The 22,694-nt window shown below is 35.9% G+C and carries 22 protein-coding genes; 3 read left to right on the plus strand and 19 right to left on the minus strand.

Going from position 1 to position 22,694, the window contains the following annotated elements:
- Positions 1-45 precede the first annotated feature (45 nt).
- From JI747_RS08560 to mraZ, 14 genes are all read right to left on the minus strand, one after another.
- Positions 46-492 carry a GatB/YqeY domain-containing protein gene (locus JI747_RS08560; protein ID WP_225687754.1) on the minus strand — a complete coding sequence of 149 codons (447 nt, stop codon included), beginning with the start codon at positions 490-492 and terminating at the stop codon, positions 46-48.
- A 104-nt stretch (positions 493-596) separates the two neighbouring features.
- A complete protein-coding gene (gene ftsZ, locus JI747_RS08565) occupies positions 597-2,498 on the minus strand; it encodes a cell division protein FtsZ (protein ID WP_225687755.1) in 1,902 nt (633 codons plus the stop codon).
- 81 nt (positions 2,499-2,579) lie between these two features.
- Positions 2,580-3,971, minus strand: a complete 1,392-nt coding sequence (ftsA, locus tag JI747_RS08570; RefSeq protein WP_225687756.1) for a cell division protein FtsA — start codon at positions 3,969-3,971, stop codon at positions 2,580-2,582.
- Positions 3,972-3,994: 23 nt separating this feature from the next.
- Complete coding sequence (locus JI747_RS08575; RefSeq protein ID WP_225687757.1) at positions 3,995-4,954, minus strand: cell division protein FtsQ/DivIB; 960 nt, start codon at positions 4,952-4,954, stop codon at positions 3,995-3,997.
- Between the two features lie 38 nt (positions 4,955-4,992).
- Positions 4,993-6,351, minus strand: a complete 1,359-nt coding sequence (murC, locus tag JI747_RS08580; RefSeq protein WP_225687758.1) for a UDP-N-acetylmuramate--L-alanine ligase — start codon at positions 6,349-6,351, stop codon at positions 4,993-4,995.
- A 53-nt stretch (positions 6,352-6,404) separates the two neighbouring features.
- The gene (murG, locus tag JI747_RS08585) at positions 6,405-7,532 is read right to left on the minus strand and encodes an undecaprenyldiphospho-muramoylpentapeptide beta-N-acetylglucosaminyltransferase (RefSeq protein WP_225687759.1); all 1,128 of its coding nucleotides are present in this window, start codon (positions 7,530-7,532) and stop codon (positions 6,405-6,407) included.
- Between the two features lie 2 nt (positions 7,533-7,534).
- Positions 7,535-8,773 carry an FtsW/RodA/SpoVE family cell cycle protein gene (locus tag JI747_RS08590; RefSeq protein WP_225687761.1) on the minus strand — a complete coding sequence of 413 codons (1,239 nt, stop codon included), beginning with the start codon at positions 8,771-8,773 and terminating at the stop codon, positions 7,535-7,537.
- 82 nt (positions 8,774-8,855) lie between these two features.
- The gene (gene murD / locus JI747_RS08595; RefSeq protein WP_225687763.1) at positions 8,856-10,181 is read right to left on the minus strand and encodes a UDP-N-acetylmuramoyl-L-alanine--D-glutamate ligase; all 1,326 of its coding nucleotides are present in this window, start codon (positions 10,179-10,181) and stop codon (positions 8,856-8,858) included.
- 86 nt (positions 10,182-10,267) lie between these two features.
- Complete coding sequence (gene mraY / locus JI747_RS08600) at positions 10,268-11,509, minus strand: phospho-N-acetylmuramoyl-pentapeptide-transferase (protein WP_225687765.1); 1,242 nt, start codon at positions 11,507-11,509, stop codon at positions 10,268-10,270.
- An 83-nt stretch (positions 11,510-11,592) separates the two neighbouring features.
- Complete coding sequence (locus JI747_RS08605; protein ID WP_225687767.1) at positions 11,593-13,053, minus strand: UDP-N-acetylmuramoyl-L-alanyl-D-glutamate--2,6-diaminopimelate ligase; 1,461 nt, start codon at positions 13,051-13,053, stop codon at positions 11,593-11,595.
- A gap of 19 nt (positions 13,054-13,072) precedes the next feature.
- Entirely contained in the window at positions 13,073-15,064 is a 1,992-nt protein-coding gene (locus tag JI747_RS08610; protein WP_225687769.1) for a penicillin-binding transpeptidase domain-containing protein, read from the minus strand.
- Positions 15,048-15,413, minus strand: coding sequence for an FtsL-like putative cell division protein (locus tag JI747_RS08615; RefSeq protein ID WP_225687771.1), 366 nt, complete (start codon positions 15,411-15,413; stop codon positions 15,048-15,050). The genes JI747_RS08610 and JI747_RS08615 overlap by 17 nt, the downstream gene beginning before the upstream one ends.
- A gap of 69 nt (positions 15,414-15,482) precedes the next feature.
- Complete coding sequence (gene rsmH / locus JI747_RS08620) at positions 15,483-16,376, minus strand: 16S rRNA (cytosine(1402)-N(4))-methyltransferase RsmH (RefSeq protein WP_225687773.1); 894 nt, start codon at positions 16,374-16,376, stop codon at positions 15,483-15,485.
- A gap of 40 nt (positions 16,377-16,416) precedes the next feature.
- A complete protein-coding gene (mraZ, locus tag JI747_RS08625; protein WP_225687775.1) occupies positions 16,417-16,875 on the minus strand; it encodes a division/cell wall cluster transcriptional repressor MraZ in 459 nt (152 codons plus the stop codon).
- A 273-nt stretch (positions 16,876-17,148) separates the two neighbouring features.
- On the opposite strand from mraZ, the gene JI747_RS08630 reads away from it, so the two are divergent.
- The 3 genes from JI747_RS08630 (at position 17,149) to JI747_RS08640 (ending at position 19,044) form a co-directional block, all read left to right on the plus strand.
- Positions 17,149-17,910 (plus strand): alpha/beta fold hydrolase, encoded by a 762-nt coding sequence (locus JI747_RS08630; RefSeq protein WP_225687777.1) that lies wholly within the window; start codon positions 17,149-17,151, stop codon positions 17,908-17,910.
- A gap of 68 nt (positions 17,911-17,978) precedes the next feature.
- Positions 17,979-18,602: a ribosome biogenesis GTP-binding protein YihA/YsxC gene (yihA, locus tag JI747_RS08635; protein ID WP_225687778.1), complete on the plus strand. Its 624-nt coding sequence runs from the start codon at positions 17,979-17,981 to the stop codon at positions 18,600-18,602.
- Positions 18,595-19,044, plus strand: a complete 450-nt coding sequence (locus tag JI747_RS08640) for a GNAT family N-acetyltransferase (protein ID WP_225687780.1) — start codon at positions 18,595-18,597, stop codon at positions 19,042-19,044. The genes yihA and JI747_RS08640 overlap by 8 nt, the downstream gene beginning before the upstream one ends.
- Before the next feature lie 61 nt (positions 19,045-19,105).
- Here JI747_RS08640 and JI747_RS08645 read toward each other — a convergent pair whose 3' ends face one another.
- From JI747_RS08645 to JI747_RS08665, 5 genes are read right to left on the minus strand one after another with little or no spacing between them, the layout of a single operon-like run.
- Positions 19,106-19,993, minus strand: coding sequence for a hypothetical protein (locus tag JI747_RS08645; protein WP_225687782.1), 888 nt, complete (start codon positions 19,991-19,993; stop codon positions 19,106-19,108).
- 8 nt (positions 19,994-20,001) lie between these two features.
- A complete protein-coding gene (locus tag JI747_RS08650) occupies positions 20,002-21,342 on the minus strand; it encodes a beta-carotene 15,15'-monooxygenase (protein WP_225687784.1) in 1,341 nt (446 codons plus the stop codon).
- A gap of 6 nt (positions 21,343-21,348) precedes the next feature.
- Positions 21,349-21,756: a hypothetical protein gene (locus JI747_RS08655; RefSeq protein WP_225687785.1), complete on the minus strand. Its 408-nt coding sequence runs from the start codon at positions 21,754-21,756 to the stop codon at positions 21,349-21,351.
- Positions 21,746-22,162: a DUF6804 family protein gene (locus JI747_RS08660; RefSeq protein ID WP_225687786.1), complete on the minus strand. Its 417-nt coding sequence runs from the start codon at positions 22,160-22,162 to the stop codon at positions 21,746-21,748. Before JI747_RS08660 ends, JI747_RS08655 begins: the two co-directional genes overlap by 11 nt.
- An 8-nt stretch (positions 22,163-22,170) precedes the next feature.
- Entirely contained in the window at positions 22,171-22,683 is a 513-nt protein-coding gene (locus tag JI747_RS08665) for an SH3 domain-containing protein (protein WP_225687787.1), read from the minus strand.
- Positions 22,684-22,694: the final 11 nt, after the last annotated feature.

Here is a 22,694-nt window from a genome sequence, read left to right on the forward strand (position 1 = left end):
CTGATGCATAGTGATCAAACACGGTTATAATGTATCAATCATGCTTTATGAAAGTAACTTTTTAGCCATCTCGGAAATACTTTTTCCGTCAGATTTTCCAGCTAATGCTTTTGATGCTACTCCCATTACCTTTCCTAAATCTTTTCCAGATTCAGCGCCGGTTTCAGCGATAATTTTTTTGATTTCCGCTTCCAGTTCTTCTGCGGAAAGTTGTTTTGGTAAAAACTGCTCAATTATTTTACTTTGAGCTTCTTCTACTTCTGCAAGGTCATTTCTTCCCTGTGCAGTAAACTGATCGTAAGAATCTTTACGTTGCTTTACCATTCTCTGAAGAATAGCAATTTCCTGCTCAGCAGAAACTTCAGCACCTCTTGCTTCTGTTTTTAAAAGAAGAATCTGAGATTTTACGGCACGAAGAGAATCCAAGGCAACTTTGTCTTTGGCTCTCATTGCTGTTTTTATAGCTTCGTTTATTGTATTTTCTAAACTCATGTTATTCATTTGAAAATTTAAAAATGGAATAATTTGAAAATGCAATAAATACTACTGAACTGATAATTTTAAAGTTCTCAAATTATCACATTCTCAAATTAAATTTAGTCTACATCTTTATTTAAAAATCTGTTTTCTCTGATCTGCATATTTCCGTTATTATCGGAAAGATAAGTATTGATGTTCTGGTCAGAAGCATTGGTTCCATCAATAGAGATATTTTTTCTCTTGAAAGCAGGAACAGATTCAAACTCGCTTGAGCTGTCAAAGCTCTGATAGCGGGAGTTGAATTCTTTTAGTTTATTTCTTCTTTCAATGATTCTATCCTGATCAATTGCTTTATTCACAAACGTGAACTCTTCTTCTGCTGGTTTTGGAGCTTCAACCTCTGTTTTATTTTCAAAAGTTGTTTTAATTTCTTCTTTTGGCAAATAGAATGTCTCAACTTTCGGAGCTGTTTCTTCTACTACAACATTGGTTGGAGTCTGGAAATCTGTTTTTGGCTGTCCAAAATCGATTTTAGGCTCATTTGCAGATTCGTTTACAAAGAAACTGAACTCAACAGGTTTTGCTTCTGAATAAGAGTTGCTGATTGAATCTTTTGCAGGCTCATCTTTTTTCTCAAAGTCAAAAGAAAATGACCGAATTTCCAGGTCATTCGGATCTTCTCCTTCTTCCTCATCAGAAGAGAACAGGCTGAATGATTCTTCTTGCTGCAATTCTTCGTTTCTCCAAGATTGAGTAGGCGTATTTACTGTATCTTCTTCTCTATCAGAGAATTTTATTTCAGTTCTTGTCTCCTCTTCTTCAATAATCATTTTTTTTTCAGGATATGCAGATCCGAACTGTGGAGTATTGCTGTCTTCGTCATCTAATCTGAAAAGATTTTTGCCACCGAAGTTATAATCCTGTTCCGGAGTAGATTTTCTTTCTTCTCTTGTTTTAAAAGGTGATTCTTTTGGAGTATCAAAACTGTCATTTAAGCTAATTTTGATTTTCTCTGTAGGTCCTGCAAATTTTTTATCATCGTTTGAGAAACCTGTTGCAATCACAAGAACGCTTACCGCATCTCCTAATTCTTCATCAGCTCCAACCCCGAAAATAATATCAGCAGTATGACCTGCCTCTTTCTGGATATGATCCATGATGATACCGATCTCGTCCATAGTTACTTCTTCTGCACCACTTCTGATCAACAATAGTACATTTTTAGCACCGGTAATTTTGTTGTCGTTCAACAATGGAGAATCAAGGGCTTTTCTTACGGCTTCTTCTGCTTTATTTTCGCCTGAAGCGGTTCCTGTAGACATCAATGCCGTACCGGAATTTTGAAGCACAGATTTAGCATCTCTAAAGTCAATGTTTACATCAAAGTATCCAGTAATAACTTCTGCCATTCCTTTTGCAGCGTTTGTTAGAACTTCATCAGCTTTTGAGAACCCCTGCTTGAATCCAAGGTTTCCGAACTGCTGTCTTAATTTATCGTTGTTGATGACAATTAAAGAGTCAACATTATTTCTTAATTTATCTAGGCCGTTTTCGGCTTGTTCTAATCTTCTTTTACCTTCAAAGCTGAAAGGAACTGTAACGATTCCTACGGTAAGGATTCCCATGTCTTTTGCTACTTTGGCAATAACGGGGGCTGCTCCGGTTCCGGTTCCACCGCCCATTCCGGCAGTGATGAATACCATTTTGGTATTTTGTCCCATTGATGCTTTGATGTCTTCAATGCTTTCGATAGCCGATTTTTCTCCTACTTCAGGATCTGCACCTGCGCCAAGACCTTCTGTAATGGTTGTTCCCAACTGTACTTTGTTGGCAACCGGGTTATTGTCTAATGTCTGAGCATCTGTATTACATATCACGAAATCTACTCCGTGAATTCCTTTCTCGTACATGTGTTTCAGCGCGTTGTTTCCACCGCCTCCTACACCGATTACTTTGATGATCGATGAATTTCCTTTTGGTAAATCAAATGAAAATCCTTGTGTACCTATATTTTCCATAACTGTTTTTTTAATAGTTGATAATTGATGAGTGATAACTATAGATAAATCATTACTTTTTATCACCTACCATTTATATTTTTATTCTACTTCTTCGAAGAATTTTTTTACTTTTTCCATAAGCGACTGTCCGAAAGTCAGCTTTGCCGCTCTTTTGTTTTCGTTTTGCTCTGTTACAACTTCTTGCTTCTGAACGGCTTCAATGGGCTGTACAGGTTGCTGTACTGTTTCCGTTTGAGCCGCTACAGGTTCTGCTTTCGGCTGTGGTTGCTCTAAAACAGGCTCTTCTTCAGCAATATTAATCTTTTTATCTCTGATTTTTAAACTTTCCATCAATAATCCGATAGAAGTTGCAAATTCAGGTCCTTTAAGATATTGATTTTTATCGTTCGCAATGTATTCGTTTGCAAAACCTATTCTGCTATCGAAACCTGTTGTGTAGTTGGCTAATTGACGAAGATGTTTCAGATTTGAACCACCACCTGTCAGAACAATTCCTGCAATCAGTTTTTTCTTTTGTTCGAAAGCACCGTAAGCTTTTAGCTCTGTATTTACCATTTCCAAAATTTCTTCCACTCTTGCATTGATGATCTGTGCCAGAGTTTTTAATGAAATTTCTTTATCCGGTCTTCCGTGAAGTCCGGGAATGGTAACGTAGGTACTGTCTTTTTCCAACTCAGGAACTGCAGAACCGAACTTAACCTTTAATTGCTCGGCATGCTTTTCAATAATTGAACAGCCTTCTTTTATGTCTTCTGTAATGATACCTCCTCCATAAGGAATGACGCAGGTGTGACGGATAATATTGTCTTTAAAGATCGCAATATCTGTAGTACCACCACCAATATCTACAATCGCTACTCCTGCTTCTTTTTCTTCTTTTGTAAGAACAGCTTCTGAGGATGCTAAAGGCTCCAAAGTAAGGGCTTCCATTTCTAATCCGGCTTCACGGACGCATCTCGCAATATTTCGGATGCTTCCCATTTGCCCGACCACTACGTGGAAATTGGCTTCTAAACGTTTCCCGTGCATTCCGACAGGTTCTTGAATTTCACCTTCGGAATCTACTTTATATTCTTGGGGAAGTACATGGATAATTTCTTCTCCAGGAAGCATTACCAGTTTCTTCACCTGATCTTTTAATGCTTCAATGTCGTCATCTGTAATAAATTTATCCGGATGTTCACGCATAATATAATCGGAGTGCTGCAGAGAACGGATGTGTTTTCCTGCAATCCCCACCGTTACTTTACGGATAGGAACTCCAGCGCTGGACTGTGCTTCAGAAACAGCAGCTTTGATTGAATTAATGGTTTGCGAAATATTATTCACAATACCTTTGTGAACACCAAGACTCTTTGCCTTCCCTACACCGAGAACTTCTATTTTCCCGTGTGCATTCCTCCTTCCGACAATGGCGACAATCTTTGTTGTCCCAATGTCCAGACCTACTGAATACTCTTGATTTTCCATTTTGTATATATCGATTTGATTTTTTATTCTATTTTAATTTTTGCTTTCGGTTTGGTGGCCGTTGCTTTTTTCTCTGTTTTCTTCGTTTCCTTGGGCTTGGTTGGTGCTTTGGGTTTTGAAGATGTTGAGCTCGGTTTCTTTACTGTCGCCGCTTTGGGAAGAACTTCCACTGTTTTCCTGACTGCGGGTGGCGTAGTGGAAGCTTTTGCCAGTTCTTTGTTTCCTACGTTCAGAATACTGTCGTTTTCTTTAAAATAAGGGTTCAAAGTGGTGACAATCTGATTCTGATATTTTACAGAAACCTTGTTGTATTTCTGAGGATCCTGATAGACCAAATATTTTTCTACGAAGGCTTTAAACCCTTTTACTTTAAATTCAATATTGTCTAAGTCTCCGATTTCTACTTTATAATTCCCTTCACTGGTCAGAAGATTGTAATTTCCTTTACGGTCTTTGGATATTCCGATAAAGTATTTTTTACTGAAATCATCTTTATCAATTTTTTCAACCAATTCAGCCAGTTGTTGATATTCATCTTTCTGTACATCTCCGGTTACCAGCATACAGGGATGTGAATAGGTTTTTGAAATAGGAAACTCGGTTCCTTTTTCGTCTACATAAAAGTCTCTTCCATCTTTGTTCAGTCTGAAAATAGGGACTCTCTGTTTGATGTCTAAGTTTAATTTTCCATTTAAGTTCAAATAAACGTTCGCACTGTCAACAGCCGGAAGATTATTGATCTTCTTTTCCAGAGCCGGAATATTCAGGTCCCCGACTTTTCCGGAAGGATTTTCTTTTTTTACGATCTCACGGATGTCTTTTTCATCAATGAAATACACCAGTGTTTTACCGTTACTCATTTTTACAGAAATCTTATCATCCGTAATCTTCTGTCCGCTGAATTTTCTCAAAGAGAAACTCAACAGAAATCCTAGAATGATTACTGTGATGGCAATTTTTAATATTCTGTATTTATTTTTCATAAATGAGTTCCGGGTTTCGGGTTTTCTGTTCCGAGTTTTTATTTTTTACTTAGCCACTCACAGATAGGATCGTACAGGGTATCAATATTTCCTGCGCCTACTGTAAGAAGGATGTCAAAATCTTTTTCTTTTATGGTATTGAAAGCATCACTTAACGTAGATACTTCCTTTTTTTCTAATGTCACTTTATCCAACAGCCAGCTTGAAGTAATGCCTTCAAAGTTTTCCTGAAGCTCTCTTGCCGGATAAATATCAAGCAAAATCAATTCATCTGACTGGCTTAAGCTTTCCGCAAATCCGTCTGCAAAATCTCTTGTTCTGCTGAAAAGATGCGGCTGAAAGGCTACCAATAATTTCTTTTCCGGGTAAAATGTTCGGATTGAGCTCATCACCGCATTGATTTCTGTCGGATGGTGCGCGTAATCGTCAATATAAATTTTCCCGTTTTCGTATCTGTGTTTGGTATATCTTCTTTTAATTCCTTTAAAATTGGCAATCGCTTTTTTCAAGGTTTCGAAATCAACGCCCAAATTGTTTAAAATCGCCAACGCAACGGTTGCATTTTCAACATTGTGAATACCGGGAATTTCCCAGATGAAATCTTTAATAGTCTCTGTTGGAGTATGGAAATCAAAATAATTTTTATCTCCTTCCATTCTAAGATTATCTGAGTAATAATCGGCTACTTCATTTACCGCATACGTCAGAGAAGGTCTTCCGATTTCAATTCCTTTTCTTACAAAAAGCTGTCTGTCATTCGGAACCAAAGCAGCAAATTGTCTGAAACCTTCTTCAATATGGCTTTTATCACCATAAATATCCAAATGATCCGCATCTGTAGAAGTGATCACTGCCCAATCCGGAGAAAGGTTCAGGAAACTTCTGTCATATTCGTCTGCCTCCACTACGGAATATTGTGAACCGTTGTACAGGAAGTTTGATTTAAAATTCTCCGAAATTCCGCCCAAGAAACATGAGAATGGTAAGTCTGCTTCTTTACAAAGGTGCGAAACCAGGGTAGAAGTTGTTGTTTTACCATGCGTTCCTGCAACAGCAATACAATCTGTATTTTCTGTAATTAAACCTAAAACTTTTGCGCGCTTTAATACTTCAAACTGATTTTCATTAAAATAATCTAAAATCCCCAATACCTTGATCGCAGGAGTATAAATTACTAATGTATCTTCTTTCTGAAGTGAAGTGATTTTTTCATCAATGACATCTTCAAAAACAATATCAATTCCTTCGCTCATCAAAGCCGTCGTCAATTTGGTGTTGGTTTTATCGTAGCCCAAAACTTTTTTACCCGAAGCATGGAAATAACGAGCCAATGCACTCATTCCTATGCCTCCGATTCCAACGAAGTAAAAATTTTGATATGTTTCTAAAACTTTCATTATTTAATTAAAATATTTAAAGAGTAAATGATTAAAAATTAATTCAAATTATCTTATTGTATCACTTTAAAAATTTCGTCTACAATCTCTTTTGCGGCATTGGGCTTGGCAAAATATTTCAGATTTTCAGACATTTCTTTTCTCACATTCTCATTTTCGCAGATTTCTGAAAGGGTATTCCAGAATTTTTCCTGCATTTCAGAGTCTTTTACCATTCTGGCTGCATTTTTTTCAACCAGATTCATGGCGTTTATGGTTTGATGGTCTTCCGCTGCAAAAGGGAAGGGCACCAATAAAACCGGCTTCTGCGCTACTGCCAACTCTGAAATGGCAATTGCTCCTGCTCTGGAAACAATCACATCTGCTGCAGAATAGGCGGTTTCCATGTCTTTGATGAATTCCTTAATTTGTATCTGGTTGTTGGTTGATGGTTGTTGGTTATTTCCATCAACTGTCAACTGACAACTATCAACAATTTCTTTATAATCCAGTTTTCCGGTTTGCCAGATCAACTGATAGCCTTTTTCTTTCAGGTTTTCTAGATTGTCTTTCCAACCGTTGTTTAATGTTCTTGACCCTAAAGATCCACCAACCGATAAAATCGTCAGTTTATCTTTGTCTAGGCCCATTTTTTCTTTTGCCTGAGTTTTTTCCTGCATTCCTGAAACGATATTCTCACGAATCGGATTTCCCAGAAATTTTATTTTTTCGGCCGGAAAACCTTCTACTTTAGGGTAGGCTGTAAACACGGCTTTTGCTTTTTTACTTAAAATCTTATTCGTCACGCCTGCATGTGCATTCTGCTCTTGAATAAAAATCGGAATTCCGAGTTTGCTTGCTTCATACAGAGCAGGACCGCTTGCGAAACCTCCTGTTCCCACTGCAAAATCCGGAGCGAAGTTTTTAATGATCTTCTTTGATTTGGATAAGCTTTTTAAAATCTTAAAAGGCAACCCTAAATTTGAAAGCATATTTCCTCTGTCGATTCCGGCAATATCAATTCCTTCAATCTTATAGCCCGCCTGCGGAACTTTTTCCATTTCCATTTTTCCGTTGGCTCCGATAAACAAAAACTCTGTATCAGGAAATCTTTTCTTGATTTCGTCTGCAATAGCAATGGCAGGGAAGATGTGACCTCCTGTTCCGCCGCCGGATAATAATACTTTTAGTTTTTTGCTCATCTTTATGCTATATCGTTAATTTCTGCAATGCTTTGTTTTTTGCCCATTCCTTCTTCATCGTAGATCTGAATTCTGGAGCTGATATTTAAGATAATTCCCAACTGCAAATACGTTACCAACATTGAAGTACCTCCGTAACTTATTAATGGAAGAGGTTGCCCTGTTACAGGGATTAAATTTACCGCAACTGCAATATTTACAGAGAGTTGTATGAAAATCATCACACCGAGACTGAGAACGAGCAGAGACCCGAAAAATGCAGGCATCTTGCTGGCTATCATTACGATACGAATCATCATAATTAAATATAAACTAATTAAAAAAGCAGCGCCAATTACTCCGTATTCTTCTACAATAACTGCGAAAATAAAGTCGGAAGCAGACTGCGGAAGCATTTGTTTTAAAGCGCTTTTTCCCGGTCCCATTCCTGTAACCCCACCATGAACGATGGCTGCTTTTGCCATCATTACCTGATAGTTTTTAGCTTTTACACTTTCATCATCTACATCGGCTGTTTTGGCTTTGCTCGAGGTAAATGTTTCGATACGGCTCATCCATGTATGAACACGGTTTCCTCCGATGAGGTTGGTATTCAAAGCCACTAATAAGAAGAGAACAATCGCAATAAATGATGAGGAAATAAATCCTGCAATGTATTTCCAGTGTAATTGACCAATGATCAGAACAATCACAGAAACCATTAAAATCATTAATGCGGTAGAACCGTTATCTTTTGCAACCAATACAAAAACCAATAGGATAGGACCGAAAATATACATGATATTCTCAATCGGAAGCCTTTCTCTGGTGATTTTCTTGGTTAAATATCTGCACAGATAAATGATAAGCATTAAAAAGGCAAACGACGACGGCTGGAATGAAATCGGGGTTCCCGGAATTTTCAGCCATCTGGAAGCACTTGCTCCGTCAATAGTCTGTCCGGTAAACATGGTGACAATTAAGAGAACAATCATTAACCCAAGTAGAATACTGCTGAGCTTTCCGATATATTCGTATTTCACCATTCCAACGACTCTCATGATTCCCAGACCTAAGACCACAAAGAACATATGCTTGATAACGTGACCTGTTGTAGTCCCGTTATTTACGATATATTCCAGATTTGAACTTGCAGAGTATACAGGGAAAATAGAGAAAATGGAGATCACAAGAATGACCATCCAAAGCACTTTATCGCCCTTTAGAAATTCAAATTTGTTGTCTGTATCTTGTTCGTTCATATTTTTGTATTCATGTATTGATGTACAATGTATTCATGATAAAACGATCATTAATACGTTAATACATTGCTACTTTTTACAATTATTTTAATACCTGCTCTTTAAACTGATGCCCTCTGTCTTCATAGCTTTTGAATAAATCAAAACTAGCACAGCATGGAGATAGTAAAACCGTATCTCCTTTTTTAGCCAGAGATTTTGAGATTTTTACAGCCTCTACCATGCTTGAAGTGTCGTAGATTAATTCTTTCTTATCTTTAAAGAAGTTTATAATCTTTTCGTTATCAATTCCTAAGCATACAATTGCTTTTACTTTTCTTTTGACTAAATCCTCAATTTCGGTATAGTCATTTCCTTTATCTAATCCTCCAACAATCCAGACTGTTGGATTTTTCATGCTTTCTAATGCATAATAGGTTGCATTAACGTTGGTTGCCTTACTGTCATTGATATATTTTACTCCTTCAATTTCAGTAACAAGTTCGAGTCTGTGTTCAACCGCCTGAAAAGTCATTAATGAATTTCTGATACTTTCATTATTGATCTGCAATATTTTACCGGCAATTGAAGCTGCTAAGCTGTTGGCAACATTATGATTTCCCAGCAATGATAATTCTTCAATTTTCATTGAGAATTTATCCTGAAAATCCACTTCAATATTTTCTCCGTTAATAAATCCTCCTTCAGACAATTTTTCTTTTGTTGAAAAAGGAATCATTTTGGCTTTTATCTCTAATTTTTCAAGAAGATTTTTACTCATTTCATCATCTTTGTTGTAGATGAAGAAATTATCATTCTCCTGATTTTCAGTAATTCTGAATTTTGCCAGAGCATATTCTTCATAATTGTAATTGTACTGATCCAAATGATCCTTTGACAAGTTCAATAATAACGAAATATAAGGTCTGAAATTCTGAATATCATCCAATTGGAAAGAGCTTACTTCCAGCACATAATATTCATGGTTTTCATCGGCAACCTGCTTTGCAAAGCTGTATCCGATGTTTCCACCTAAGCCTACATTCAATCCGTCATTTTTTAAAATATAATAGATTAAAGAGGTTGTTGTTGTTTTTCCGTTACTTCCTGTGATCGCGATGATTTTTGCATCTGTGAACTCCGAAGCAAATTCAATTTCAGAAGAAAGTCTGATTCCTTTCTCATGAATCTTGTGAATGATTTCTGCTTTTTTCGGAATTCCCGGGCTTTTTACAATCCAGTCTGCATTTAATATTCTTTCTTCATCGTGGTTTTCTTCTTCAAACTCAATTTCATTCTCTGTAAGGAACTGCTTATAATTATCCTTAATGGCCCCTTTGTCTGAAAGAAAAACTTCCAAACCCTTTTTTTTAGCCAAATAAGCAGCGCCGCAACCGCTTTCTCCTCCTCCTAAAACAACTATTTTCATATTTATTTTTTTGTAAAGTGTAAAATGTAAAACGTACAGTCTTTTTGGTGTTTTTTATATTGAGTACCTTTTACTTTTTACAAAATTTATCTCATTTTTAATGTGATTAGACATACAATCGCCAAAATTACCCCTATGATGATCATTCTGTTAACGATCTTACTTTCGTGGAAACCGCCTTTCTGATAATGATGGTGCAATGGTGACATTCTAAATAATCTGTTATTCTGGGCATATTCCAACCCGAATTTTTTCTTTCTATATTTGAAAACAACTACCTGAAGCATTACAGACAGGTTTTCGATTAAGAAGATTCCGCATAATACAGGAATCAACAATTCTTTTCTTAAAATAATGGCTAAAACAGCGATAACTCCTCCTAACATCAAACTTCCTGTATCTCCCATAAAAACCTGCGCAGGATAGGTATTATACCAGAAGAATCCGATAACCGCACCTACCATTGCCACAGCAAAAATGGTGGTTTCACCCATATTCGGAAGGAACATGATATTGAGATAGTCTGCAAAAATGATGTTTCCTGATAGGTAGGCAAAAAGTGCTAAAACTAAAAGGATGACTGCACTGGTTCCTGCTGCAAGACCGTCGATTCCATCGGTGATATTCGCTCCGTTGGAAACTGCTGTTACAATGAAAATCACGATCGGAATGAAAACGATCCATGCCCATTCATGAGCGTCTTTGTCATTCATCCAGAACAAAATTCCACTGTAGTCGAATTCATTATTTTTAGCAAAGGGAACAGTAGAAACCGCAATTTTTTCGGTAGGCATAAAGTTTTGCTCTACATTGTTTCTGTTCACCACTTTTGCATCTGCATATTTTCTTTTAACGGTAATGTCTGGGTGGAAATACATGGTAACTCCAATAATTAACCCTAAACCAACCTGTCCTACAATCTTAAATTTACCGCTTAACCCGTCTTTGTTTTTCTTTATTTTCTTTAAATAATCATCCAGAAACCCAATAGCGCCCATCCAAAGCATTGAAATTAACAGAAGAACAATGTAAATGTTTGTAATTCTGGTAAATAACAACACCGGAATAATGGTAGCGATGATAATGATAAGACCTCCCATCGTAGGAGTTCCTTCTTTTTGCTTTTGACCGTCTAATCCAAGATCACGAACCAACTCACCCATTTGTTTTGATCTCAAATAGTTGATGATTCTTTTTCCGTATATAAGAGCAATGATCAAGGAAAGTAAAACAGCCATTCCTGCCCGGAAGGAGATGTATTTCAACATTCCTAATCCGGGAACATGAATTCCGTGGTTGGTTAGATATTCGTATAAGTAGTATAACATTCTTTTATTTTTTTATAAATGATAAGTGATTATTGATGAATGATAAAATCAATTAACATTGATCAATTATCGATTATAAATTTTTACTTACTCATTAATTTCCAAAGCTCATTAATTGTCTCTTTGTCGTCAAAATGATGTTTTACACCATTAATCTCCTGATAAGTTTCGTGGCCTTTTCCTGCTACGAGAACAATATCTTTAGGTTCTGCAAACTTTATTGCCATTTTTATGGCTTCTTTTCTATCCGGAATTGAAGTGTATTTGCTGAAATTCTGAGGTTCAACGCCTGCTTCAATCTCTTTTATAATTGCTGTCGGATCTTCTGTTCTCGGGTTGTCTGAAGTGATGATCGCCAATGTTGATTTTTTGGTGGCAATATTTCCCATTTCAGGTCTTTTTGAGTGATCTCTGTCGCCTCCGCAACCGAAAACTGTAATTAATCTTTCGTTTTTTGTTCTGATATCATTAATGCTATCCAAAATGTTTTCTAAAGCATCCGGAGTGTGGGCATAATCTACGATGAAGAAAATTCCGCCATCTGATTTAAAAGTTTCAAATCTTCCCGAAACTCTTTTCAGCTGACTGATTGCCTGAAGAATTTCTTCCTGCTCAAAACCAAGCTCAATAGCAATTCCGAAAACCAACAGCAAATTGTAAACATTGAATTTTCCTGTCAGTGTTGTCCAGAATTCTTTTCCGTTGAAATTCAGTAACATTCCGTTGAAGTCAACTTCTAAAAGCTTTCCGTGAAAATCTGCCATGGTTTTCAAAGCATAGGTTCTTTTGGTTGCCTTTGTGTTTTGAAGCATCACATTTCCGTTTTTATCATCCACATTAGTGATTGCAACGGCGGTACTTTCCAGCTGATCGAAGAATCTTTTCTTGGTCTTTAGATATTCATCAAATGTTTTATGATAATCTAAATGATCGTGGGTAAGATTGGTAAATCCTGCTATTTTAAAATGTAATCCTTCAATTCTGTTTTGAGCAATTCCGTGAGAGCTTACTTCCATGAAAGCAAATTCGCAACCTTCTTCTACAGCCTGAGCCAGAATTTTATTGATAGTGATGACATCCGGAGTTGTGTGAGTTGCCGGAATAATCTGTTCTCCAATTCTGATCTCAACCGTAGAAAGTAAAGCAGAATCGTATCCTAAGTTTTTGAAAACATCAAAAAGGAGAGTAGAAACAGAAGTTTTTCCGTTAGTTCCCGTAACTCCGATTAATTTTAATTTTTCAGAAGGGTTTCCGTAGAAATTGGAAGCCAATTGCCCCAAAGCTTTTGACGAATCTTTTACTTTTACGTAGGTAACATTTTCGTTTAAACTTTCTGGAAATTCTTCGCAAACAATTGCTTTTGCACCCTTTTCAACAGAAGATGCAATAAATGAATGCCCATCAACAACCGTTCCTCTTATTGCGATATACAAAGAGTTTTCCGTAACCTTTCTGCTATCGAATACCAATTCTGAAACCTCACGGATATCATCACCGTGAATTTCTAATACTGGAATTCTTTTTAATAATTCAATTAATTGCATTTCTTTGATGCTTTATATTTTAATTCTGCAGAGACAAATAAATTCTCTGGTTTTTACTTATTGATGTGCCTTCCAACGGGAATTGCTGAGTAATTCTACCAACACCTTTGTAATCGACACGGTATCCTAAATTCTCCAATTGCGGGATCACATTTTTACCGATCAATCCTACTACATTGGGCATTTGTTTATTGTTAACTGCTACTTTCACATTAGGTTCCACCATTTTGTTAAGGTCTACCTTATTGTTTACCAGCATTTCTTTTTCAATATTCTGAGGTGTTTTTAAGAAAGTCTTTCCTGCAATTTCTTTAAACACTGGTGCTGAAACTGTTCCTCCGTAAAATCCTTTTGCCGTATTTGGCTCGCTGATCATCACATAACATGTATATTTCGGATTATCAGCGGGATAAAAGCCTGCAAATGATGCACGGTACTTCATCGGACCAGGCAACCAATATTCAAATCTTGCGGTTCCTGTTTTTCCTGCCATTTTTAAGTTAGGCGTGAAAATACTTTTTCCTGTTCCTTTCTCTACGGCTTTGGTTAAAGCGTGAGTCATCATTTTAATGGCTTTTTCAGAAGCCATTTTATCTACCATTACTTCAGGTTTAGCACTGTACATCACCTTTCCGTCTTTCATGATTTTATCGATGAATAAAGGCTTTAGCATTTTGCCGCCATTAGCAACTCCGTTATAGAAAGTTGCTAATTGTAAAAGGTTGATATTGGAAGCATATCCGTAAGCCAATGAGGCTAAAGCTGCAGGATTCCATCTTTTGTTTTCCGGAGTTACAAATCTAGGTTTGGTGATTCCCGGAAGTTCGATGTTCATTTTATCGAAAAGTTTCCAGCGTTTTAGGTGATTCAGAAAAATCTGTGGATTATCGGAGTAGTACTTTGTGATTAGTTTTGCTGAACCTACGTTACTTGATTTTGCTAAAACATCACTGATATCATAAATTCCGCCACCATGGCCGTCAGAAATTCTTTGTTTTGCGTATACCCAAACTCCATTACCGACATCTACTGTTGTATTTTCATCAATGAAACCATCGTCCATTGCTGCTAATAGTGAAATCGTTTTAAAAGTGGAACCAGGTTCGATATTATCTTTGATGGCATAATTATAAGAATCAACATATTCTCCGTCATCATCTCTTCTTAAATTAACCATTGCACGAACTTTTCCGGTTTCTACTTCCATTACAATGACGGTTCCGTGCTTTGCTTCGAAGTTGATCAGCTGTTTTTGAAGTGCAGAGTGTGCAATATCCTGAATTCTAAGATCTAATGTTGTATAAACATCTTCTCCGTCCACAGGTTCCTGAACTTTCCAGAAATCGATGGGTTTCCATTGGGATGAGTTGATTCTCTGCTCCAATCTTTTTCCGTCCGTTCCTTTCAGGTATTTTGAAAAAGCTCCTTCAAGACCGGCTTTGTGTTCTCCTTCATCCATTCCGATCGTTCCGGCTCCGATTTCTGAGGTTGCAAGTTCTCTCTTGTAATTTCTGTCTACAATGAACCCTCCTTTGTTTTTACCTTTCTTGAAGATAGGGAATTTTCGGATTCTGTCGTATTGGTCAAAATCAAGACCTTTTGCAAGGGTGTAATACTGGTTTTTCTTTTTTCTCTGTTCGTCAAATTTTTTTCTGAATTCACCTCTGGATTTTCCGAACATTCTGCTTAAAGAATCCGTTAGAGAACCGATATTATTGGTGTAAACGGTATCTTTCATGGTTTTGAAATCCAGATAGATATCGTACCGCATCACTGTGGTAGCGAGAATTGAACCGTCGGAAGCGAATAGATTTCCGCGGGCTGCTTTCAGAGTGGCTTCGCGATAGTTTTTATTAATGTAATCGTCTTTAATTTCCTGAACATTAGTGTTTTGTAAGATGATTATTCTTGTCAAAAACATTACAAACACGCACAAAGCCACCCCTGTGAAGAGGTAGCCCCATCTTAACGTTTTTTTACGTTTGTTGTCGTATTCATTTGGCTTTTGCATCTGTGCTGTCCAGTTTTATTAGCAGTTTATGAGGATGGTTTTCCAGGGTCATCAAAGAATCCCGTGCAACCTCTTTCCCCAACTCCGATTCCATTTTTACTTTTATCAGCTTACTTTGGGCGTAAGCGTTTCGTGATTTATACTCTTCAGTTTCTTCTTTTAGGGTATTAACAATCTTTATCTTTTTGTTGACGAGATGGTTACTGTAAATCATAGCCATCATCAGGATAAACAACAGGAGAAAATACTTATAGTGTATTTTGATCTCATCACGATTCAGGAAATTCCCTTTTATAATGTCTATAAAAGTTAATTTTTTCTGAGGGCGATTTGTTGTTCTTTTTGCCACTTTTTTATAATTGATTATTAATAAATGATAATTGATGCTTGAAATCATTTATCACTTATGGTTGATCATTTATACTTTTATTCCTGTTCTCATTTTAGCACTTCTGGCTCTTGAGTTTTCTTCGATCTCCTGGTCGTCCGGAATGATCGCTTTACTTTTTACCAGTTCAAATGCTTTTTTATAGTTTCCGTAAATGTCTCTTTCAGGTTCTCCTTCAAACATTCCGTTTTTCAAAAATCTTTTTACCAGCCTGTCTTCCAGAGAGTGGTAAGAAATGACAACCAGTCTTCCTTCTGGTTTCAAAACATTATATGACTGAACAAGCATTTCTTTTAAAACTTCAAGCTCTTGGTTTACTTCAATTCTTATTGCCTGAAATAACTGAGCGTAAAACTTGTTCACTTTGTGAGGTGGAAGATAACTGAATAGCTTTTTCAGATCTTCGGTAGTTTCAATGCTTTTCGTTTTTCTGTGATGAACGATATCTCTGGCCAATTTTCTGGCTTCTCTCAGTTCACCATAATAATAAAAAATATCGGCAAGCTGTTCTTCTTCATAGTCATTGATGACTCTTTTGGCATCAAGTCCCTGCATAACATTCATTCTCATATCCAATGGAGCGTTGCTTCTTGTTGAGAAACCTCTTTCTGCTTCATCGAACTGGTGAGAAGAAACTCCCAGGTCAGCCAAAACACCATCTATCTGAGAAATCCCATACATTAATAAAGAGTTTTCCAGAAATCTGAAATTCTGATTGATTAATGTAAATCTAGGATCGTCTATTGTATTTTTAAGAGCATCTAAATCCTGATCAAAACTGAACAATCTTCCTTTTTCTGAAAGTCTGCTCAATATTTCTCTGGAATGACCGCCTCCTCCAAAAGTACAGTCTACATATATTCCGTCTGGATTCGTTACCAAATCATCTACACTCTGCTTCAACAAAACGGGGTTATGATACATACTTAAGTTGTGTTTTTATCGCTTTTATTAATCAGCGTGATTATTCTTCATCTAAAGAGCCCATTACATCTTCGGCAAGACTGGCAAAATCGGCTTCATTGGTAGAAATCACCTTTTCGTAGGCTTCTTTATCCCAAATTTCAAACAATTCTCCAGCGCTTGTAATCACAATATCTTTCTGAAGATTTGCAAAATGAGTCAGATCTTTGGAAATCTGTAATCTTCCTGCGTTGTCCAGCTCAACTGTTTTTACTCCTGCCGTAAACATTCTAATGAAATCAGCATTCTTTTTAATGAATCTGTTAAGTTTATTAATTTTGTCCATCAATTTATCCCATGCATTCATAGGGTAAACTTCCAGACAAGGTTGGAACACAGATCTTTTGACTACAAACGCCTTATCGTCGAAGTTTTCCATCTGTTTAATCAAAGATGAAGGAACTTTTAAGCGGCCTTTGTCGTCAATTTTACACTCATATGTCCCAATGAAACTTTTCATTTGGAGCAAATTTATATAATAATTTCCAAAACTTCCCACTTTTTCCCACTTTTTCCCTTAATGTTAATAAGTTTTATTAAAGATTTAGATTTTAGTATGTAATTGTTTGATATGAAGAAGATTGTGATTGCTACTATTTATGCCATAATAAAGAGATTTTCAAAAAAATAGCTAAAAAAAGGATTATTATGTTATTTTTATTTTAAATTAGAGTAATCAAAATTTTTTTGAGGTTTAATTTGTATTTTTGCAAGGCTTTATTACAGGCATTATATGATATTTAGTACAAAAAAAGAAAAGAAATATACCTTTGTAGAAGCGGGGGAAGGACATCCATTGGTGTTGTTACACGGTTTGATGGGTGGTTTGAGTAATTTCGATAAGATGGTAGATTTTTTTTCAAACAGAGGTTTCAAAGTATATGTTCCTCAGTTACCGATCTACGATTTGCCGGTACTCAATACCAATCTTACGACTTTAGCAAAATATATTATAAAATTTATTGAAAGCCACATTGAAGGTCCGGTAACCATTGTCGGAAACTCGATGGGAGGTCATGTTGGGTTAATTTTAACATTAGCAAGACCAGATTTGGTTAAAAATCTTGTTCTTACGGGAAGCTCCGGCTTATATGAAAGAACTTTCGGTGACAGCTTTCCAAGAAAAAACGACCGTTCTTATATCAGAAAAAAAACAGAGGAGGTTTTTTATGATCCTACAGTGGCTACAGAAGACTTGGTAGATGAGGTTTTCGGGGTAGTAAATGACAGGATGAAGGGCATCAAAACTGTAATGCTGGCAAGAAGCGCCATCAAACATAATATGTTGAATGATTTACCTAAGATTCTGACACCAACGTGTCTGATCTGGGGAAAACAGGACAATGTAACGCCTCCTGAAGTTGCAGAGGATATGCACAAGTTCATCCCAAATTCAGACCTTTTCTGGATTGATAAATGCGGTCATGCGGCGATGATGGAAAAACCAGATGAATTCAATGAAATTCTTTACAGCTGGATAAAAGATAAAGTTTAAAATTAAAATAAAAAATGACCATTAAGAGCTTTTTCTTAATGGTTTGTTTTTCTAAAATATTCTATAAAATGGTTATTAAAACAGCAACGTTTGTAAAAAGTAGTGGAAAATGGCAAGATTGTCCTGAACCTACCATTCCCGAGTATGCATTTATCGGAAGGTCTAATGTTGGAAAGTCATCGCTCATTAATGCAATGATGAATCACAAAGATTTGGCAAAAACTTCCGGAACACCAGGAAAAACACAGCTTATCAATCATTTTTTAGTTAATGAAAACTGGTATTTAACCGATTTGCCGGGGTATGGATATGCAAAAGTTTCAAAGTCAATCAGAAAAGATTTTGAAAAGCTGATTACGAATTATATCCTGAACAGAAAAAATTTAGTGAATCTTTTTGTGTTGGTAGATTCCAGACATAAACCTCAAGTCATTGATTTGGAATTTATCCAATGGTGTGGAGAAAGTGGAGTGCCATTCTCAATTGTATTCACAAAAGTGGATAAGCTAAAGCCTAATATTGCCATTAAAAATGTAGAGGATTATAAAGCGGAACTTCATAAAACCTGGGAGGATCTTCCTGAGTTGTATGTGACTTCTGCGGAAAAGAAAACCGGAGGTGATGAAATCTTAAGTTTCATTCAGAAAACTAATGAATTTTTGGCGAATAATAATGTAAGTTTCGATGAGTAATATTATCTGGAAAATTAAAACTTTTGATGAGTTTACCGTTCCTGAGCTGTATGCGGTTTTAAAAGCAAGAATAAATGTTTTTGTCATTGAACAGAATTGTCCTTATCCTGATCTGGATGATTACGATCAAAAAGCAGTTCATATTTGGGCAGAAGAAGATGGAGAGGTTTTAGCGAATTGCAGAATCTTCGACAAAGGAATAAAGTATGATGAAACTTCGATCGGAAGAGTGTTGACAACTGAAAAAGCAAGAGGGAAAAACTTAGGGAGGCAGTTGATAAAATACGCATTAGAAACTATTGAAAACCGTTTTCATACTTCTGAGGTAAGGATTTCGGCACAGGATTATCTATTGAAATTCTATTCCGAATTCGGATTTGTAGATACAGGAAAAAAGTATTTGGAAGACGATATTCCGCATACGGAAATGCTGAGAAAATAAAAAAGCGGGGAAATCAAATTCCTCGCTTTTCTTTTGATAGTTAAATATATATGGAGTGTTTTTATTTGCCTGCAATAGCTTTTAAAATAATCGGTTCAAGGTTGGAAGGAAGATCGGCAGATTTGATCTGATAGTTTTTGATTTTCATTTCTTTGAACCAGTTTTCCCAGTATTCTTTGATTACGGCTTCTTCAAAAGGGTTTCCTTTTTCGGGATTAATACCAAGAACGATAACTTCAAGATTGCTCAGGTTGTCATTTGCTTTTACAAAGCCATATTTATTTTTTTCGATAACATTCTTAAAATCTGAAGTGGTGAGATTATTGGCTTTGATCAATTTACTTGTTAGATAAGATGTTTTATTTTCTTCTGCAAATTGTGTGTTTTGATGGTACATATATCCGTCTGTCAAAATGAAGAGAATATTTCTACGATCGTTTTTTATACAATAATCTTTTACTTTATTTTTAAAAAACTCCCAGATATCTGAACCAACATAGTTACCATCATGAATGGCTGATTGATAAATATTTAATGGTAATTCAGAGTATTTTTTATCAACAGTATCAAAATAATTTCTTGGAGTATCTCTATTGAAAGAAACTTTTAATTCTTTTGTGAATTCATTCATTTTCGGATCTGAAGGTTCCGGATTGAAGAAAACCTGCATCTGATCATCATAAGTAATAATCTTTTTTGATTTAATATGATTGAGAAATCCTTTTTCAATAGCTTTGATGTATTCTGTATCCCGTTGGAAATATTGCATTGTAGGATTGGGATTGGTTGATGGATCGATTCTGTCGGATAAATCAATTAATATGCTGATATTGATGTTGTTGGGGTCAACTATGACTGAGTCTTCCTTTCTGTCATTTTTAGTTCCTATTTTTTCTTTGCAACAAGAAACCAAAGAAATAATCATTAATAAATAGAATAAATTTTTCATAATTGTGATTATAAAGAGGATAAATAAACTAAATTTTGATTGTCAGAATTGGCACCTACAGTTTCAAGATTTGTGTTGTAGACTTCAATACAGCTATCAATCATGGTTTGTTTCTCTGTTCTTGAAACGGCTATTTTTTCTCCGATAAAAGTTATCCAGCCCTGAACATATTCTGAAGCATAAGATTTATAATCTTTGGTGGGAATTATGACTCCGTCAATAATGTTCTGGAGTTCTTCAATTCTACCGTATGTTTTGATAATCAGTTCCTTTGAATTGCCGATATTGGCAGTGATTTCTTCAATTTCTTTTTTCAAAGCATTGATTTTTTCTGAAAGAGAGATTACCTTTTTCTGTCTGATTTCCTGTTCACTTCTGATCTTGTCTTTTTCCCGATGCTCTTTCATGACAAAGTCAAAAACAAGCCCCCAAATGATATAAACAATGAATCCTGCGAAAATAATTCCCCAAAACTGAATTTTGGTAAAAGCTATTGTCAGGTTAAATGGAGGGGAATCAAAAGTACGGTTTAAGTCATATAATTTCGATTCAATTTCATACGCTAAAATACAGTCGAAGATAAAAGTAATGATGAACAATAAACCAAGTTTTACGTAATTGGCTTTTGTTTTATTTTCTCCAAACATATGAATCAGAAAGCCTAATCCAAGAAATACAAAAGGAATCAGGGTAACAAAAGCAGCTTCAATGAAACCGTCATTCCATGCTTTTATCCAGGCATTGGCGTCTAAAACACTTTGGATGACAGTACTTTTGGCGTCAAAACTTTTAAAAAATGCCGAATAAGAAGTCGAAATATAAAATGTTCCTAAATATAAAGTGATAGGAATTAAAAGAATTAAACCAATCACGAATTTTGCAGATGCTCCCCGTGTTGCTTTCACATTGTATTTCTCTGGATTTCTCGGAAGGTCTAGAATCTCTCCTGTCAAAGTATCAATAGTGTGCTGATGGCTTTCAATTTCTGAGTTCTTCTTTTTAAGAAGCTCTTCCTTAGTTTCCTGTGAGACGGTCAAAGCTTTGATTTCTGCTTCCCTGTTTTTTTGCTCATTGACATAAGATTCCTTAAGCTTTTTTTGTTTTTCAACCATTTCTTTTTCTTCATTCTGAAATTTCGAATAAACACTGTCGAGGCAAATGAATAGGGTAGAATGGTTTCCGCTAGTTCGCGAACTGTCTCTGTATCCTAATTCGTGATAACTTCTCTTTCGATTTTCTTCAAGAGATTCGTCGGCTGAATCTATCTCTGTTTTGGGAAGCTGCTCCTGTTTGGGCTCTATAGGAATCGTTTTTAATTTAAATAAGTTTTTTATGCTTGTGGTATCCATGGTAGGTTAGTTTTTTAATTCGTATAAAATTTCTCTTTTATTCTTTCCGGTTTTCACAGCTTCAATCAAATAATCAGCAATGGCAGTTTCGTTTTCTTCTAAAAACCCGAACATCCGGACATATTTCTGTAAAGCGGAATATTCGTTGGGAGAAACAATTCCGTCTGCCCAAATCATCACGGTAAGATCATACAGATAATCTATTTTTTCATCAATTGTTTCCGGAACTAATGTTTTGAAATTAATAGGTTTCATAAGAATTTCATCCAGGTTTTTAGATGAGATCCCTCTTTCCTCCGCGCATTTATAAAGCATTTTCAATTCTAAGGTGCTGAAATCATCGTCACAGACAGCCATTTGATATAACCTTAAGAAATGAGCCTTGAGATTTTCGGTTATTAGGTTACTTTCCATTGTGGTTTTCTTCTTTTGGTTTTTTAGGATTAATAATTCTGTCTCTGGAAACAGTTCTTTGATGTATAGAGGGTAAATGCTCTGAAGTTTCTTCGGTAATTTCTTCTTCCTTTTTCTGCTCTGACCTTTCTATGAAATTGATCAGCAGAAATAAAATTCCTGTTATAATATCAAGCGGAATCCAAACACTTTTTCGATAGAGATAAATCGGAAAAACCGGATTGAAAAGAATAAGAATGACAAGAAAAATTATACTGAAATAATGTTGTCGGAAGCTTATGGTGTTGTATAATACCAATAAAGCTCCAATAGATATCAGAATTCTGAGAAAAGTATAATATTCTATGGGAAGTCTGAAAATACCGATGAAACAACATAGCGCACAGAAGGTGAGAAATGGTTTCATTTTTTAATTTATTTTACATCTTTATAATAAACATATCCTTTTTTTGCACTTGATTTAACCTGTACTTTGTACCAGTCTCCTTCTTTAGAAAGTTGAATCAGTTTGGTGTCTTTGGAAACCTTCGCTATTATTTTAGATGTCCTCGAAGGCTTTTCATAAATAGAAGTAGTTGCAATCCCGGCAATATATCTGTTGTTGGAATTGAGGTTGATATTGATCTTATCAATAACTACTTTAGAAGGTTTATTGGATTTGTTTTTCGATGATTTATGAAAGTCTGAAGTTGTGTTTTTTTTAGTTTTAGCCTTATTGGTGGAATTGCCGGATGAAGAACTTCCACGACAAACGCCACAGGTTCCGCCTCCGCTGCAATGGCCACATCGGGAACAATTTGAACAAGCGGTACAATACTCAGAGCCTGTACATCTTCCGTCGTGTCCTACATTATCGTTGGCCTTAAAACAAGAATTTAAAAGAAACAAACTGAAAGAAGTTATAATGAAGAGGATTAATTTTTTCATGTTTTAAATAG

It is taken from the genome of Chryseobacterium tagetis (genome assembly GCF_016735585.2).
GTDB lineage: Bacteria > Bacteroidota > Bacteroidia > Flavobacteriales > Weeksellaceae > Chryseobacterium > Chryseobacterium tagetis.